Origin of the sequence: Acinetobacter sp. ANC 4178, from assembly GCF_004331175.1 — a bacterium.
Lineage (GTDB): Bacteria > Pseudomonadota > Gammaproteobacteria > Pseudomonadales > Moraxellaceae > Acinetobacter.
Genome location: NZ_SJOD01000005.1, coordinates 254,910 through 270,496, shown reverse-complemented (window position 1 = coordinate 270,496; position 15,587 = coordinate 254,910). Strand labels below are relative to the sequence as shown.

Below are 15,587 nucleotides of genomic sequence, written 5' to 3'. Positions count from 1 at the left end.
GCCTGTAACCCTGTTGCAGGCTTTTTTATGTAAGGAAAATAAATGAAAACAAAATATTGTTTAGAGTTGGCCGATGCTGAATTGATTTTAAATGCAGCCTATGAATATGCCTTACAACATGGCTTTGCGGTCAGCATTGCAGTCGTTGATGAAACAGGTTGTTTATTGAGTATGAAGCGTATGGATGGAGCATCCCCAATGACTGCGCGGCTGTGTCACGAAAAAGCACAATGTTCAGCAGTTAGTCAGCGTCCAACCAAATTGTTTGAAGATTTAATTCGCAACGGACAAGATGGATTTCTGACAGTTGAGAGTCTTTCAGGAATGCTTGAAGGTGGAGAGCCCATTTTATATCAAGGGGAGCTCATTGGTGCCGTAGGTATTTCTGGCGTTAAATCATTTCAGGATGCAGAAATTGCCCAATATGCCATTGAGCAGTTTTTGGCACAGGTTCAGCTTTAAGCTTTTTCACTATTTCCTAAAATGATCCGACTTAAATTTTTTAAAGAGAAATGAACACTGAGCTTTACACAAGATTCTTAGCCATAGATTTTCCCGAGCCAACAATTTTCAGTTAGATAAAGATTTACTAAGAATTAAAGATTCAGTGCTAAATTCCAATCGTTAAGGGATTTGACACGCTTATTGGGGATTTAGACCGGATGCATTTAGTTAGAACTCTTGGATAAGTCACAGCCCACATTGATATATTTTATGGATGAATAAATTTACATCGTGTGCATTGTTGATTGAGATAGGGACGACTGGGCCGACTTTCGAATGAAGTTTGGTTTAATACATGCTTTAAATACCTATGTTGTTGATTCTATAGATGTGATGTCTATAGGAAAATGATGGCAGGTTAATGCTGCCAATCTTCAAGACAAAGATGTGAAGCACAGCCCAAATTTCAAAAAAATGATTTAGTCCCAGACACACAATTCTTATTGTGAGTTAAATCGGGACTTTTTTGAATAAAATCGTAAAAAACGCTGACTTTTGTCGATTTTTGCATTGTAATTTATAAGGGAGCTTCTTATTATTGCCCGCTTGTTTGCACAGTCAGCTTGGAATATCTCTTGAGTCAATTTCTGAATGAACATCTGATCCACCGTGATGAGGATTTTATGGTAATCCATAAACCCGCGGGAATTCTTACAGTGCCAGGGAAAACGGCTGACTTACAAGATTGTGTCATTAATCGGTTGCTCCAAGAAGAGCCGAGAACTTTGCTGATTCATCGTCTAGATCGAGATACCTCAGGTATTTTGGTCTTCGCACTTTCTAAATTCGGACAAAACCGAATTTCGCGTCAGTTTCAAGAACGCCAAACGTCAAAAATTTATCAAGCTGTAGTGGCTGGGCATTTGCAAGGTGAAGGCACTGTGGATGTGCCTGTGATATATGATCCGACACGTCCGCCTTTGCACATGACAGACCCGAGCCACAACAAGCCCGCATTGACACACTGGAGAGTGACGGAGCATTTTGAAATGCAAGGTCAAGCTGTAACTCGTGTTGAACTGACTCCCATTACAGGTCGTTCGCATCAGTTACGTGTACATATGCAGTACTTAGGTCATCCAATCGTAGGGGATACGCTGTATGCCGCACCCGAGCAGCTATTGTTGGATCGTTTATGTCTACATGCAGAGCGTTTGAGCTTTCTACATCCTAAAACAGAGCAGTTAGTAGAATTCTACTGCCCAGTGCCGTTTTAAGTCGAAAAAATTACGCTTCAGATTCGAATAAGCTCACTTTTTTAGTGAGCTTTATGTCAAAATATATTGCTTAAAGCCATGAAAATTTGTTCAAATAATATTCTCTTTTGAGCAATTATTTCTTGGTCTACATTTGAGATAAAGGTGGAAAAATTGCAGCAGTTTGCTATTGGTCAACGTTGGTTATCTGACACAGAAACAGAGCTTGGCTTAGGGGTATTAATTGACGTTGATGAACGATCAATTAGCATCTTATTCCCAAAAAGCGACGAAACGCGAGTATATGCCCGAAACAATGCCCCTTTATCTCGTATCGTATTTAATACGAATGATGAAGTGCATGATCAAGAAGGAACACAATGGCTGGTCGAGTCATTGGAGCATCATCATGGTGTGGTGCGCTATGCTGTCGTGCGTAGCTTAGAAGATGGTACGCAAGAACGTAAAACCCTGAATGAGACTCGTATTGGTGCTCAAATTCAATTATCTAAGCCTTTAGATCGTTTACTAGCAAGCCAAATTGACTATAAAGAATGGTATGACCTGCGTATTGAAGCCATGTTGATGCAAGCCAATATGCAAAGCAGCCCATTACGTGGCTTGGTTGGTGCGCGTGTGGGTTTAATTCCGCATCAACTTTATATCGCGCACGAAGTCGGTAAGCGTTTTGCACCACGTGTTTTACTGGCAGATGAAGTTGGTCTGGGGAAAACCATTGAAGCGGGTCTGATCATTCATCAGCAATTAAAAACGGGTCGCTCTGAACGTATTCTGATTTTAGTCCCTGATTCTTTACAGTATCAGTGGATGATTGAAATGCGCCGTCGTTTCAATTTAGCTTTCTCTATTTTTGATTTAACCCGTACCGCGTCTATTAAAGAACACGACCCTGAACTCAATCCATTCTTAACTGAGCAATGCATTATTGCCAGCGTTGATTTGATGATTGACCATGATGACTTACGTGAACAAGCGTTGGAAGCTGGTTTCGATTTGTTGGTCGTGGACGAAGCTCATCACTTGATGTGGAATGAAGAAGACGGTGGCAACGATCGTTATGATTTGGTCGAAGAATTAGCTGAACAAACACCGGGTGTGTTGTTGTTAACAGCAACCCCAGAGCAACTGGGTGTCGAAAGTCATTTTGCCCGTTTACGTTTACTCGATCCACAACGTTTTAGTTCATTAGAGCGTTTCTTGGATGAAGAAGAAAAGTATCAACATACCGCAAAAATTGCAGAAGTGTTGATGTCGAATTTACCGCTAGAAGACAGCCATTTAGCGGCAATTGAACAGTTATTGGGGCATCGTATTACCGATGAACCAGAACAACGTTTCCGTGCCATTCATGAATTGCTTGACCGTCATGGTACAGGTCGTATTTTATTCCGTAATACCCGTGAAGCCATTCAAGGTTTCCCAGGACGTGATTGCCAACCTGCACCACTTCCAGCACCAGAAAACTGGTCTAAAGATGGCAAATTGCGTGAGCAAATGTGGCCTGAAGAAGCACAGCTTGATGGCGCTTGGATGGAATTCGACCCACGTGTGGGCTGGCTCATGGAAATGCTCCGCACGCAGTTAAAACACAAAAAAGTGTTGCTGATTGCGCGTAGCGGTCCTGTAGTAGAAGCGTTGGAAAATGCGTTGCGTTTACATGCAGGCATTCGCACTGCTATGTTCCATGAAGGTATGAGCTTGCTTGAGCGTGACCAAGCTGCGGCATATTTTGCTGAAGATTCTTATGGTGCGCAGATTTTACTCTGTTCTGAAATTGGTTCAGAAGGGCGTAACTTCCAGTTTGCTTCTGACTTGGTGTTATTTGACTTGCCTGCCAATCCAGACGTATTGGAACAGCGTATTGGTCGTTTAGATCGTATTGGTCAAGAAAACCGGATTCAAATCCATGTGCCATACTTAGAAGGTACTGCGCAAGAGCGTATGTTCCGTTGGTATAACGAAGCACTGAATATTTTTAGTAATATTTCACCGACTGCACAAACGCTACAAGAAAACTTTATTGTCCATTTAAAAGATTGCCTGCTTAGTGATATGGGGCAGCAGTTTGAAGATTTGCTTGAAGAAGTTAGTGTACAACGGGAAGCATTAGAGGCGGAATTACAAGCAGGTCGTGACCGCTTACTAGAATACAATTCATGCCGTCCGATTGTGGCGCAAGAAATTGTACAAGCGCTTGAAGATTATGATGACAACACCACTTTGCCAATGTTTATGAAGCGCTTTATGGCTTCAACCAACATTGATTTTGATGAGCAAAGCAATGGTACAGTCATTATTAAACCGACAGATCAAATGCAAGTTCAAGGTTTAACCTTGGATGAAGAAGGCATGACTGCGACCTTCTACCGTGATCAGGCCCAAGTTCGTGAAGATGCACAATATTTGACTTTAGAGCATCCATTCACTGAAAGTGTTATGGAAATGATCAATACGCAGGCCTTTGGTAGTACCAATGTCGCGATTTTAAAGTCGAATGCATTAAAACAAGGTTCTATTCTGTTAGAAGTTTGGTTTAAGGTCGATGTAATTGCACCGAAAGCATTGAACTTGCCATCAAGCTTGCCACAACAATTGATTCGCGTATTACTCAGTGAAACTGGGCAAGATCTATCGATGAAGATTGAACCAAGCATTCTTAAGCCGTATTTACACCATCTAGACAGCAACAGCTGCCGTCAAGTGGTGAAAGCACGTCGTGATGTGATTGAAGAGCGTTATCAACAAGCCTTGAATATTGCCAAAACTGCTTTACCTGAAATGAAGCAGCAAGCCAAAGAAATCTATGGTGGCAAATGGCAATATGAAATTGACCGTTTAAGTTACTTAAAGCAATTTAATCCAAGTATTCGTGAAGACGAAATTACACGCTTACAAAAATTGCAAAAGGAAGGTATTGGTTTATTGGATGGTTTATCGGTAACGCCAGAAGCTATTCAAGTGTTGGTGGTGGTTAAACCTTAAGGTTTAACTTTCAAGCGAGCAATAAAAAAGCACCATTTGGTGCTTTTTTATTGGGAATTCTAATGGCCAATCTATTTAATGAATTTGCGATTCATCCAAATGACGCGCACCTTCCAAAATCATACGAATCATAATCATGGTTTGTTCCGCCATCGCTTTACGTTCTTCATTCGGTAAATCAATGACTTTGGCCCCCATATTAAATACCAGTTGAGTAATCGCTTTGGCGGCTAAGTCAGGGTGGGCCATTTTACTGTGATTGAGACGTTCTAAACGAATCAGGTCATCTTTCAGTTCTTGCTGAAAATAGTTAAGTTGCCGATCTACTGCAAGTTTATACGAGGCAGAGCCTGTATAACCCTCACGGAGTAACAGACTTAAATTGCCTTCATCAGTATTTAACTGTTCAATAAATACTTCGACCGAACTACGAATAATGCTGCTTTGCTTGATCGCTTTTAAACGTGCTTCATGCAAAATTTGGCGTAACACAATACCTGAACGGTCTATCAGCTCAATGGCAAGCTCATCTATATCTTTGAAATGTCGATAAAAACTATTTGGTGCAATACCTGCTTCACGCGCAACTTCACGTAGACTTAAAGAGGCAATGCTTTTTTGCGGTCCAATCAGTTTGAGCGCTGCTTGGAACAATTCATCTTTCGTAATGGTAGCTTTACGACCGACAGAACGAACTACAACTGGTTCATGCACCGTTTTAAGGTCATGAGTCGTAGTGTCGTGTTTTGTTTTGATCGAAGGCTGGTTCATATTTTTCAATAGATTAAATGCTTTTTTGCATTATAGCCTTTACTGCCTGTGATGTGAAATGAATAAAAAAATACGAATATATATACAAATATATATACATGTGTATAATAATTAAAAGTCAATTGCGTGGTCTTAAAGATGTTCATGCTAAAAAAATCAAATTCTCCCCTTAATTTTTTAGTCGAAAGTGTTGTAGATCAACACTCTTTGAATTTTTGGTTGCAAAAGGTCAATCCACTTTGGTCTGTTGACCAAGCCCTCGGCAAGATTGTTCAAAAAGACAATACCGCTGAAGAGATGGTGAGTTTGAAAATTGCAGTCAACCGTCATTTCAAAATGGGTCAAGCGGGCCAGCATCATCCTGTGATGGTAGATGTTAACGGTGCGCGTTATGAGCGGACTTATAGTTTGACTCAGATTGATGCCCAGCATGTGTTGCTCAGCGTTAAAAAAGTAGAGCAAGGTAAAGTTAGTAACTGGTTAATTAACCAAGCTAAAATTGGTGATGTACTTGAATTTGGTCAGCCTTATGGCGATATGTTGTTGCCTGAACAAAATCAACCATTGATTTTGTTGGCCGCAGGTAGTGGCATTACCCCAATGTACAGTTTATTGACGGCTTTAACTCAGTCAGAGCAATTACGTGAGCGTAAAGTTCATGTGATGTACTGGGTGAAGCACTATGTAGATTTCGCGTTCAAATCTTATTTTGAACAGTGGGCAAAGCAATATCCGCAATTTTCTTATCAAGTGTTTTATACCCAAGAAGAAAATGCAGATGCACGTTTAAATGCGGCTCAGGTTGAGGTATTGACTGATATTGATCAGGCAATCGTGTATGCCTGCGGTCCTTCAGGTTTTGTTCAGCAAGCAGAGCAATTGTTTGCTCAAGCGCAACTGTTCCAAAGTGAAGCATTTAGCATGACGCCTGTGGTAAATGATGATACGGGCTTTGTGAATGTGACTTTAAGCAAATCTAATAAAGTGGTTGCAATTCCACGTGGTCAATCGATTTTAGTTGGGCTAGAACATGCCAACGTGAAACCGACTTATGGCTGCCGTATGGGTGTTTGCCATAAATGTGTATGTAATAAAGTACAAGGCTCAACGCAAGACATGCTGAATGGTCAACAAAATAGCGAGCCAAGTAATCCATTAAAACTGTGTGTAAGTTCTGCCAAAACAGATCTTGTGATTGATTTATAAGAGAGTTCAATATTATGAATATGCCAGTAAAAGCACAATATTTTAAGAACCCAAAAAATCGTGAACTTACTCAATTTGAGTTAGATGAATTGGCACGTGAGTTGGACGCGATCAAACAAGAAGTGTTGGATGATATTGGTGAAAAAGATGCCAAATACATCCGTCGTGTTTATTCAACCGTACAGTACGCTTCAATTGCTGGGCGTGCCTGCTTATTTGCAGGTTGGTTCCCACCAGCATGGATTTTGGGCACAGGCTTATTAGGCTTTGCCAAAATCATGGAAAACATGGAATTAGGGCACAATGTCATGCACGGTCAATATGACTGGATGAATGATCCTAAATTCAGTGGGCAAAATTACGAGTGGGACATTGTCGGTACGTCTGATAACTGGCGTCAAACCCATAATTATAAACATCATACCTATACCAATATTAAGGGTATGGATGATGATATTGGTTACGGTTTGCTGCGTTTATTCCCAGAACAACGTTGGAAACCAGGCTTTTTATTACAGCCTTTGTATAGCATTCCATTCTGCTTAATGTTTCAGTGGGGCGTAGCCATTCAAAATCTTGAAATTGGTAAAGTGTGGTTTGGACGTAAATCTAAACAAGAGCTGAAAGAAGAGTGGAAGCCGTTACAACGTAAAATTGGCAAGCAATTGTTCAAGGATTATGTATTCTTTCCATTGATTGCAGGTCCAGCGGCATTGCCTGTATTTACAGGGAACCTTGTGGCAAACGGGATTCGTAATATCTGGACTTTTAGTGTGATTTTCTGCGGTCACTTTACCAAAGATGTTGAAGTATTCCCGAAAACGGTATTGCAAAATGAAAGCCGTGGTCACTGGTATATGCGTCAGATTCGTGGGTCTTCAAACTTGACGGGTTCAGAAGCATTCCATATTTTGACTGGGCATTTAAGTCATCAAATCGAACATCACTTGTACCCAGATGTACCTGCGCGTCGTTACCGTAAAATGGCGCCTAAAGTACAAGCCGTGTGTGAGAAATATGGTTTGAATTACAGCAATGCCAGTTTGGTCAAACAGTACGGTAGTGTGATTAAACGTATTGTGAAATATGCGTTTCCATTCAAAAAATAATTGAACATACTCAACCACTTCTTCGGAAGTGGTTTTTTTCTGCGCTCTTTTTGACGTGATGTAGATAAAAATACAATAACTTTAACAGATTGAATTTCCAAACCAGATTGAATGATTTAGCATGAGATATCGCAGATTATTGTAGAGTGCAACGATGTTAGAGCGTGGTATATATCAACATTATAAAGGTCAGTTGTATCAGGTATTTTCTGTAGCAACGCATAGTGAAACAGAAGAAAAACTGGTGGTTTATCAATGCTTATATGGCGACTACTCTTTATGGGTACGTCCTTTGAGTATGTTTACTGAGCAAGTGACTTTAGGCGATGGAAAAACAGTTCCTCGCTTTCACTTGATACAAAAAACTGGTATATGAATAGAAAACGAATGAAATAAAAAATGAAAGTTAATATATCGTTAATTTAAAAACAGGGATGTCTCGATGAGTTTGAGCCAACAATTTAAAGCAAGAATAAATGATTTATATGTTTCTTTTAAAAAACATGACGTGACTCAGAAAGACCGATTACAACGTTACCGCAATATTGAACCCGATTCTGCCCAATTTTTAGCGATGCAAATTCGGATTCAGAAATCCAAGAACGTCTTAGAAATTGGAACATCAACGGGTTACTCCACTTTGTGGCTGGCAGATGCTTTGCAGGTCACACAAGGACAGCTCACGACTTTGGAAATTGATGCAGCGCGAAGTCAGCAAGCACAGCAGTTCGCACAGGAATTTGGTTTTGATTCATTGATTCAATTTTGGGTGGGAGATGCCAAAGATTATTTGGCTGAATGTACCGAAAAATATGATTTGATTTTGCTCGATGCAGAACGTGATGCCTATGTGGATTATTGGTCAGATTTAAAACGCTTATTGTCTAAACAAGGCGGAGTTTTGATTGTAGATAATGTAATTTCACATGCGGAAGAAGTGAAAGCATTTACCCATTTGGTAAAAGAAGAAGGTAACTATTTATTATCCACCTTACCTTTAGGTGCAGGTTTATTGGTCATTACTGCTAAAGATTATGATGTTTAAGCGGATACGCAGGCTTCGTATGAAAAATCAGGGCTTACCCTGATTTTTTTGTTGTTATTTATTGGATGGTAATGCGTGTGAAGTGCAAGTCGTATTCTAGGTATTTGTGTACAAAAGCGGCTTTATCACTACAACGTAGCATGTTGGCGTAAACAAATTGGGGCACAGGGTGGTAGAGTTCTCCAGAACCATTATTATAAAAAATTTTTAAGTATCTTGAAGTCGCATTGTATTTCCAAGAAGTCACGGCAAGCATTATTCCCATACATACCTCCTTGAATTTGTGAATAAACTCAATGGACCTTTCTGTTTAATTCAAGGTAAATAAAACAAAAGGCTTACTTCAATGTATAGCAGAAATTACAAGGACTTCAAATATTTTCTAAATAAAATTACATGAAATTAAATTGTAAAAAAACCACGCATAAGGCGTGGTTTTTTTGATTCAATCTAATTTTAAAAAATTAGATTTTACCGACTAGGTCGATAGACGGAGCAAGTGTTGCATCGCCTTCTTTCCATTTAGCAGGGCATACTTCACCTGGGTGAGCATGAACGTATTGAGCTGCTTTAACTTTACGAAGAAGTTCTTGCGCATCACGGCCAATACCACCAGCGTTGATTTCAACGATTTGGATTTTGCCTTCAGGGTCGATAACGAAAGTACCACGGTCAGCAAGACCAGCAGCTTCGATTAATACTTCGAAGTTTTTAGAAAGTGTCCAAGTTGGGTCGCCAACCATTGGGTATTCAATTTTCTTAATTTCAGCAGAAGAATCGTGCCAAGCTTTGTGCGTGAAGTGAGTGTCAGTAGAAACTGCATAAATTTCAACGCCTAATTTTTTGAATTCAGCGTAGTTGTCAGCAAGGTCACCAAGCTCAGTTGGGCATACAAAAGTGAAGTCTGCTGGATAGAAGAAGAATACAGACCATTTGCCTTTAAGATCAGCTTCTGTAACTTCAATGAACTGACCGTTCAAGAAAGCTTGTGCTTTAAATGGTTTAACTTCGGTATTAATTAAGCTCATCATTGTCTCCATGATTGAGGTTAGTCTTTGAATTTGGAAGTAGAATATCGAAATTTTTATTATTGCTGAAACAGTATTTTTACATCACAGGCATCGGAAAAACCGAATTAGAGATTTAAACACCATTTCACCCAATATCACCATGGTTCATTACAAATGAATTTGATGATGAAAAAATGACAATACGTCACAATCAAATTGTCGTATTTAAATCGTTATTCAACATGCAGCCATCTGTCTCGAATTTCAAGGCTAAAATTGAAAAAAGATATTTTAAGTGGATGTAATTGTCTATTTTTCTGACAAATTTAACTTTGCAATGTCGTAAAAAGTGTTTAGTCCACATCTATATTCAGCTTTTAACCTTAGCGATGACTGCATGAAATGGGGTGAAATATAACCATATTTCATGACCAGATTCACGATCGTGTTGAAGAAGCTTTCTCTATGGCAGCTTAAAGCGTAAAATGGGCGATTCAATTTTTACTGGGATAACTCATCTGTGCAAAGTCATTTAAATATCGATCAATGGGTTATGGCCCGCGACCGTCATCGTTTAAATCGACTACGCCGTAGCAAAGATGGTGATCCACAACAATATCAAGAGCTGTTTGAACAGTCTAATCTTAAAGTACGCGCGCGTTTTTCACGTCTTCCACAAATTAAACTGAACCAAGACTTACCAGTTACACAATCTGCTGAACAATTGATGGTTGCAATTCAACAGCATCAGGTGATTATTGTCGCGGGGGAGACAGGTTCGGGTAAAACCACGCAGTTACCCCAAATAGCCATGCTGGCAGGGCGTGGGTTAACAGGTATGATTGGACATACCCAGCCGCGTCGTTTGGCCGCTCGTAGCGTTTCACAGCGTATTGCAGAAGAAGTGGGAGAAAAGCTCGGGGAATCAATCAGTTTTAAAGTCCGTTTTAACGAGCAAGGTTCGCAAGACTCGATTGTGCGCTTAATGACAGATGGTATTTTACTGGCAGAACTTTCGCATGACCGCTATTTAAGTAAATACGATACGATCATTATTGATGAGGCACATGAGCGCTCTCTTAATATTGACTTTATCATGGGTTATTTAAAGCAGTTATTGCCAAAACGCCCTGATTTAAAAGTCATTGTGACTTCTGCAACTTTAGATGTGCAACGCTTTAGCCAATATTTTTATGGCGCGCCTATTTTTGAAGTGGAAGGGCGCAGCTTTCCTGTCGAAGTCCGTTATCGTCCAATTTCCGAGTTAAGCATTGGCGGCAGTGATGATGATGAATTTGATGATTTTGAAGAGAATTTGCCACGTGCGGTGGTGCAAGCGGTAGAAGAATGTTTTCAAGATGCACAGGAAAAAGGTCATCCTGAACATGCCGATATTCTAATTTTTGCCAGTACCGAGCAGGAAATTCGAGAATTACAAGAAACCTTGCAAAAGTATGGTCCACGTCATACCGAAATTTTACCGCTTTATGCGCGTTTGGCTTTGGCAGATCAGCAAAAGATTTTTAATGCTTCAGGCGGTGGTCGACGCATTATTATTGCGACCAACGTAGCTGAAACCGCTTTGACAGTACCGAACATCCGTTATGTGATTGATAGTGGTTTTGCCCGTATTTCGCGTTATAACTATCGTTCACGTGTGCAACGTTTACCGATTGAAGCAATTTCACAGGCTGCAGCCAATCAACGTAAAGGGCGTTGTGGACGTATCGCACCGGGTGTGTGTATTCGTTTATACAGTGAAGAAGATTTTCAAAGTCGTCCTGAATTTACTGAACCTGAAATTAAACGCACCAATTTGGCTTCTGTTATTTTGCAAATGCAAAGTCTGAGGTTAGGTTCGCTCGAAGCCTTCGATTTTATTGAACCGCCAGATCACAGACTTGTGAATGATGGTCGTAAACTCTTGGTTGAACTGGGTGCGATGACTGAGAAAAATCCGCCTAAGGCCTCTTTGGATAAAGAAGGACTTGAAAAAACGCCTCTTTCTAACAAAGGGGGTGAGGGAGATGCGCTCACGAAAATTGGTCAACAAATGGCAAAAATGCCAATTGACCCACGTTTAGCCCGTATGATTTTGGGCGGTGCACATTTTGGGGTTTTAAATGAAGTGCTGATTATTGTCGCGGCTTTGGCAGTACAAGATCCTCGTGAGCGCCCTGCGGATAAGCAAATGCAGGCAGATCAAAAACATGCTTTATTTCGTGAAGCGGACTCTGATTTCCTGTTTTATTTGAAGTTATGGGAAGCGATTCATGACCCTGTAGAGTCCATGAGTGAAAACAAGCGTCGTACTTTCGCGCGGCAGCATTTTTTGAGTTGGTTGCGTCTACGTGAGTGGAAAAAAACTCATGAACAATTGTTGGATTTAGCCAAAGGCTTAAACCTTTCCTTTAATGATAAAAAAGCCAGTTATGAAAACTTGCATCGTGCTTTATTGACGGGTTTATTGTCGTTTATTGCCAATAAAACTGACGAGCGCAACGTTTTTATGGCTGTTCGCCAACAGAAAGCGCGTGTATTTCCTGCTTCAACTCTGCATAAGAGCAATACGCCGTGGATTATGGCGTTTGAAATGGTGGAAACCTCACAGGTTTATTTACGTACCTTAGCCAAAATTGAACCTGAATGGATTCTTTTGGCCGCACGTGATTTATTGAAATACCATTATTTTGAACCGCATTGGTCGAAAAAAGCAGGCATTGTGAATGCTTATGCGCAGATTTCTTTATTTGGTTTGATTATTGAGCCAAAACAAATGATCAATTATGAAAAGGTTGATCATCTTGCTGCGCATGAAATTTTCCTGAGAGATGCATTGACCACGGGTAATCTGGGCATACTTCCGTCATTTTTAAAACATAATTTATTAAAATTGGAAGAAGTAGAGCGGGTTGAAGACAAATTGCGTCGACGTGATTTAGTGGTCGATGAAGAAACCATTTATCAGTTCTATGCGGCTAAAGTCCCAGTTGAAATTGCCAGTCGTCGCAGTTTTGAAGACTGGCGTGCCACCATTGAGCCAACACAGCCACGTTTCTTATATGTAGAAGACGATGCATTGTGGATGAATGATCGTCCAACCACGCAGCAGTTCCCTGATTATTTGCATAATGGCGAGCTACGTTTAGCCGCGAGTTATCGTTTTGACCCAAGTCATGATGAAGATGGGGCTACGGTTAAAATTCCAGTGCAGGCTTTACCACAAGTCGATGAAAACATTTGGTCTTGGGGAATACCAGGTTGGCGACAAGACTTGATTGAAGCCTTATTAAAAGCTTTACCAAAAGATAAACGTCGTAATTTAGTCCCGATTCCAGATACTGCAAAAAAAATCATGCAGCGTATAGATGCGGTACACTTACGCGAGCATTTATTTAGCTTCTTGGCATTTCAACTCCGTGGTGAGCAGATTACCGAAAAAGATTTTTCCTTTGAAAAAATTGATCAATATTTGTTGCCTTTCATTAAAGTGATTGATGAAAAAGGACGTGTGATTGAAAAAGGTCGTAATCTGGCGGAATTAAAAGCACGTTGCCGTACCGAAACCCATAGCCCCGTCAAGCAAGCCAAGGGACAGTTTCAGGTTTTCCCTGAAGATTTTGTGTTTGAAGCTTCGCATAAAGTCACAGGGGTTGTCGTCAAACAATATCAAGCATTGGTTCCTGTTAAAGTTTTTGCAAATTTAGATGCTAAAGATAATTCAGGCATCGTGATACAGACCTTTAATGATCAGAATGAAGCGATTAAGCAGCACCGTGAAGGGATTATTCATCTGATGCATTTACAATTGGGAGACTTGGTCCGTCAATTGAAAAAGCAAATTTCCAAGCCGATGGCGCTGGCATATTCGCCACTAGGTGACAAGGCAAAACTGGAACAGATGTTGGTTTATGCCACGCTACAATTAGCCATTACTGAACTGCCGATTAATCAGGCGGAATTTCAGCAATTACTCTTAACGGTTAAACAAAACTTTTTAACGCACGGTCAACAGGCGTTAAAAATGATGAGTGATATTTTTATTCAGTGGCAGAGCATCCGCCAGAAATTATTAATGCTAGATGCGGATATTTTTGGGCGTAGTATGGATGATATTGAAGATCAGCTAGACCTAATGCAGTTGGCGAATTTTGTCTATAGCAAACCCGTCGATGTGTGGACTGAGTATTCACGATATTTAGCAGCTTTGCTATTGCGTTTGGACCGCTTGCCCAATAATCTCCAACGAGATATTGCTGCCATTGGACAAATTGATCCGTGGATGGATAAATTATTTAAATATAAAAATGACGTTCGTTTGAAAGAATTGTATTTCATGATCGAAGAGTTGCGTATTTCGTTGTTTTCTCAACCGATGAAAACCAAGATGCCTATTTCTGCGACACGGCTACAAAAGCTATGGGAACGTCTTAGTATCGGTTAAAATTGAGCGAATTCAGAGAAGGAGTTTTACATGGGCATCCGTATTACAGGTACAGGCTTGTTCCACCCAGAACACGTCATTACCAATGAAGAGCTAGTCGAAAGTCTAAATGCTTATGTGGAACAGTATAACCAAGACCATGCTGAACAAATTGCAGCAGGCGAGTTAGAAGCACGTCGTGGTTCTAGTGCCGAGTTTATTGAAAAGGCGTCTGGTGTAAAGCGCCGTTACGTTGCTGAAAAAACAGGTGTATTAGATCCTAATCGTTTACGCCCACGTTTAGCTGAGCGTAGCGATGAAGAGTTATCTATTCAGGCAGAGTGGGGCGTGATTGCTGCAAAGCAAGCCATGGAAAATGCAGGTGTAACGGCAGAAGATATTGATGTCGTGATTTTGGCATGTTCAAATTTACAACGTGCCTATCCAGCGGTTGCGATTGAAATTCAGACGGCACTGGGTATTCAAGGTTATGCTTATGACATGAATGTGGCATGTTCTGCGGCAACTTTTGGTTTAAAACAAGCCTATGATGCCATTAAGTCGGGTGCGCGCCGTGTGTTGTTAGTCAACGTTGAGCTAACTTCAGGTCATACGGATTACCGTTCACGTGATTGTCACTTTATTTTTGGTGATGTTGCAACAGCTTCAATTATTGAAAATACAGAGACAAAAACAGGCTTTGAAATTTTAGATACCAACTTATTTACGCAATTTTCAAACAACATTCGTAATAACTTTGGCTTCTTAAACGGTTCTGAACTCACTTCACGTGATGACAAGCAATTCCGTCAAGATGGACGTAAAGTATTTAAAGAAGTTTGTCCACTTGTGGCAAAAATGATTACCAATCAGCTTGAGAAGAATCAGATTAAACCTGAGCAGGTTAAGCGTTTTTGGTTGCATCAAGCCAATCAGAATATGAATGAACTGATTTTAAAATTAGTCGTGGGTAAAGAAGCGGCTGAAGCAGATCCGGCTTTAGTTCCAATTATTCTAGATGAGTTTGCCAATACTTCTTCTGCGGGGGTCATTATTGCATTACATCGTTCTGCACACGAAGTGAACGATGGTGAGTATGGCGTACTGTGTTCGTTCGGTGCGGGTTATTCTGTAGGATCAATTTTGGTTCAAAAGCACGTTGCTTAATGTTGTAGCCTAAAAGCCTGCATTTTTGGCTTAGCGTTATAGACTCGAAAACATCCTCTCATATTCAGGGTTATAGACTTGAAAGATGAGGGGATGTTTTTTTATGTCGAGTTAAAATAGAAAGCAGTAATTTTTATTTTAAATGAATCACAT

12 protein-coding genes are annotated in these 15,587 nt (G+C 40.4%); 9 read left to right on the top strand and 3 right to left on the bottom strand.

What is annotated here, in order from left to right:
* The first annotated feature begins 42 nt into the window (after positions 1-42).
* The 3 genes from E0H87_RS12255 (at position 43) to rapA (ending at position 4,703) form a co-directional block, all read left to right on the top strand.
* On the top strand, positions 43-462 hold the full coding sequence (locus tag E0H87_RS12255) for a GlcG/HbpS family heme-binding protein (RefSeq protein WP_131323860.1): 420 nt from the start codon (positions 43-45) through the stop codon (positions 460-462).
* A 617-nt stretch (positions 463-1,079) separates the two neighbouring features.
* Positions 1,080-1,721, top strand: a complete 642-nt coding sequence (locus E0H87_RS12250) for an RluA family pseudouridine synthase (protein ID WP_131323859.1) — start codon at positions 1,080-1,082, stop codon at positions 1,719-1,721.
* A gap of 144 nt (positions 1,722-1,865) precedes the next feature.
* Positions 1,866-4,703: an RNA polymerase-associated protein RapA gene (gene rapA / locus E0H87_RS12245; protein ID WP_131323858.1), complete on the top strand. Its 2,838-nt coding sequence runs from the start codon at positions 1,866-1,868 to the stop codon at positions 4,701-4,703.
* A 75-nt stretch (positions 4,704-4,778) separates the two neighbouring features.
* On the opposite strand, the gene fabR is transcribed toward rapA, so the two are convergent.
* A complete protein-coding gene (fabR, locus tag E0H87_RS12240) occupies positions 4,779-5,474 on the bottom strand; it encodes an HTH-type transcriptional repressor FabR (RefSeq protein ID WP_131323857.1) in 696 nt (231 codons plus the stop codon).
* Between the two features lie 138 nt (positions 5,475-5,612).
* Between fabR and E0H87_RS12235 the strand changes: the two genes are divergently transcribed.
* From E0H87_RS12235 to E0H87_RS12220, 4 genes are all read left to right on the top strand, one after another.
* Entirely contained in the window at positions 5,613-6,680 is a 1,068-nt protein-coding gene (locus E0H87_RS12235) for a ferredoxin reductase (RefSeq protein ID WP_131323856.1), read from the top strand.
* Positions 6,681-6,694: 14 nt separating this feature from the next.
* Entirely contained in the window at positions 6,695-7,789 is a 1,095-nt protein-coding gene (locus E0H87_RS12230; RefSeq protein ID WP_131323855.1) for a fatty acid desaturase family protein, read from the top strand.
* A gap of 154 nt (positions 7,790-7,943) precedes the next feature.
* Entirely contained in the window at positions 7,944-8,165 is a 222-nt protein-coding gene (locus E0H87_RS12225) for a DUF1653 domain-containing protein (RefSeq protein WP_131323854.1), read from the top strand.
* A gap of 66 nt (positions 8,166-8,231) precedes the next feature.
* Entirely contained in the window at positions 8,232-8,834 is a 603-nt protein-coding gene (locus E0H87_RS12220; protein ID WP_131323853.1) for an O-methyltransferase, read from the top strand.
* Between the two features lie 58 nt (positions 8,835-8,892).
* Here the strand turns inward: E0H87_RS12220 and E0H87_RS12215 are convergent, their stop codons facing one another.
* Both E0H87_RS12215 and ahpC read right to left on the bottom strand, forming a co-directional pair.
* A complete protein-coding gene (locus tag E0H87_RS12215) occupies positions 8,893-9,099 on the bottom strand; it encodes a KTSC domain-containing protein (RefSeq protein ID WP_016167443.1) in 207 nt (68 codons plus the stop codon).
* Positions 9,100-9,298: 199 nt separating this feature from the next.
* Positions 9,299-9,862 (bottom strand): alkyl hydroperoxide reductase subunit C, encoded by a 564-nt coding sequence (ahpC, locus tag E0H87_RS12210; RefSeq protein ID WP_131323852.1) that lies wholly within the window; start codon positions 9,860-9,862, stop codon positions 9,299-9,301.
* Between the two features lie 502 nt (positions 9,863-10,364).
* Here ahpC and hrpA point away from each other — a divergent pair.
* Both hrpA and E0H87_RS12200 read left to right on the top strand, forming a co-directional pair.
* On the top strand, positions 10,365-14,288 hold the full coding sequence (hrpA, locus tag E0H87_RS12205) for an ATP-dependent RNA helicase HrpA (protein ID WP_131323851.1): 3,924 nt from the start codon (positions 10,365-10,367) through the stop codon (positions 14,286-14,288).
* 30 nt (positions 14,289-14,318) lie between these two features.
* Positions 14,319-15,434 (top strand): beta-ketoacyl-ACP synthase III, encoded by a 1,116-nt coding sequence (locus E0H87_RS12200; RefSeq protein WP_131323850.1) that lies wholly within the window; start codon positions 14,319-14,321, stop codon positions 15,432-15,434.
* Positions 15,435-15,587 lie beyond the last annotated feature (153 nt).

Coding starts and splice junctions, on each gene's coding strand:
- E0H87_RS12255 (WP_131323860.1), top strand. CDS start 43: ATGAAAACAAAATATTGTTTAGAGTTGGCCGATGCTGAATTGATTTTA.
- fabR (WP_131323857.1), bottom strand. CDS start 5,474: ATGAACCAGCCTTCGATCAAAACAAAACACGACACTACGACTCATGAC.
- E0H87_RS12235 (WP_131323856.1), top strand. CDS start 5,613: ATGTTCATGCTAAAAAAATCAAATTCTCCCCTTAATTTTTTAGTCGAA.
- E0H87_RS12230 (WP_131323855.1), top strand. CDS start 6,695: ATGAATATGCCAGTAAAAGCACAATATTTTAAGAACCCAAAAAATCGT.
- E0H87_RS12225 (WP_131323854.1), top strand. CDS start 7,944: ATGTTAGAGCGTGGTATATATCAACATTATAAAGGTCAGTTGTATCAG.
- E0H87_RS12220 (WP_131323853.1), top strand. CDS start 8,232: ATGAGTTTGAGCCAACAATTTAAAGCAAGAATAAATGATTTATATGTT.
- E0H87_RS12215 (WP_016167443.1), bottom strand. CDS start 9,099: ATGGGAATAATGCTTGCCGTGACTTCTTGGAAATACAATGCGACTTCA.
- ahpC (WP_131323852.1), bottom strand. CDS start 9,862: ATGAGCTTAATTAATACCGAAGTTAAACCATTTAAAGCACAAGCTTTC.
- E0H87_RS12200 (WP_131323850.1), top strand. CDS start 14,319: ATGGGCATCCGTATTACAGGTACAGGCTTGTTCCACCCAGAACACGTC.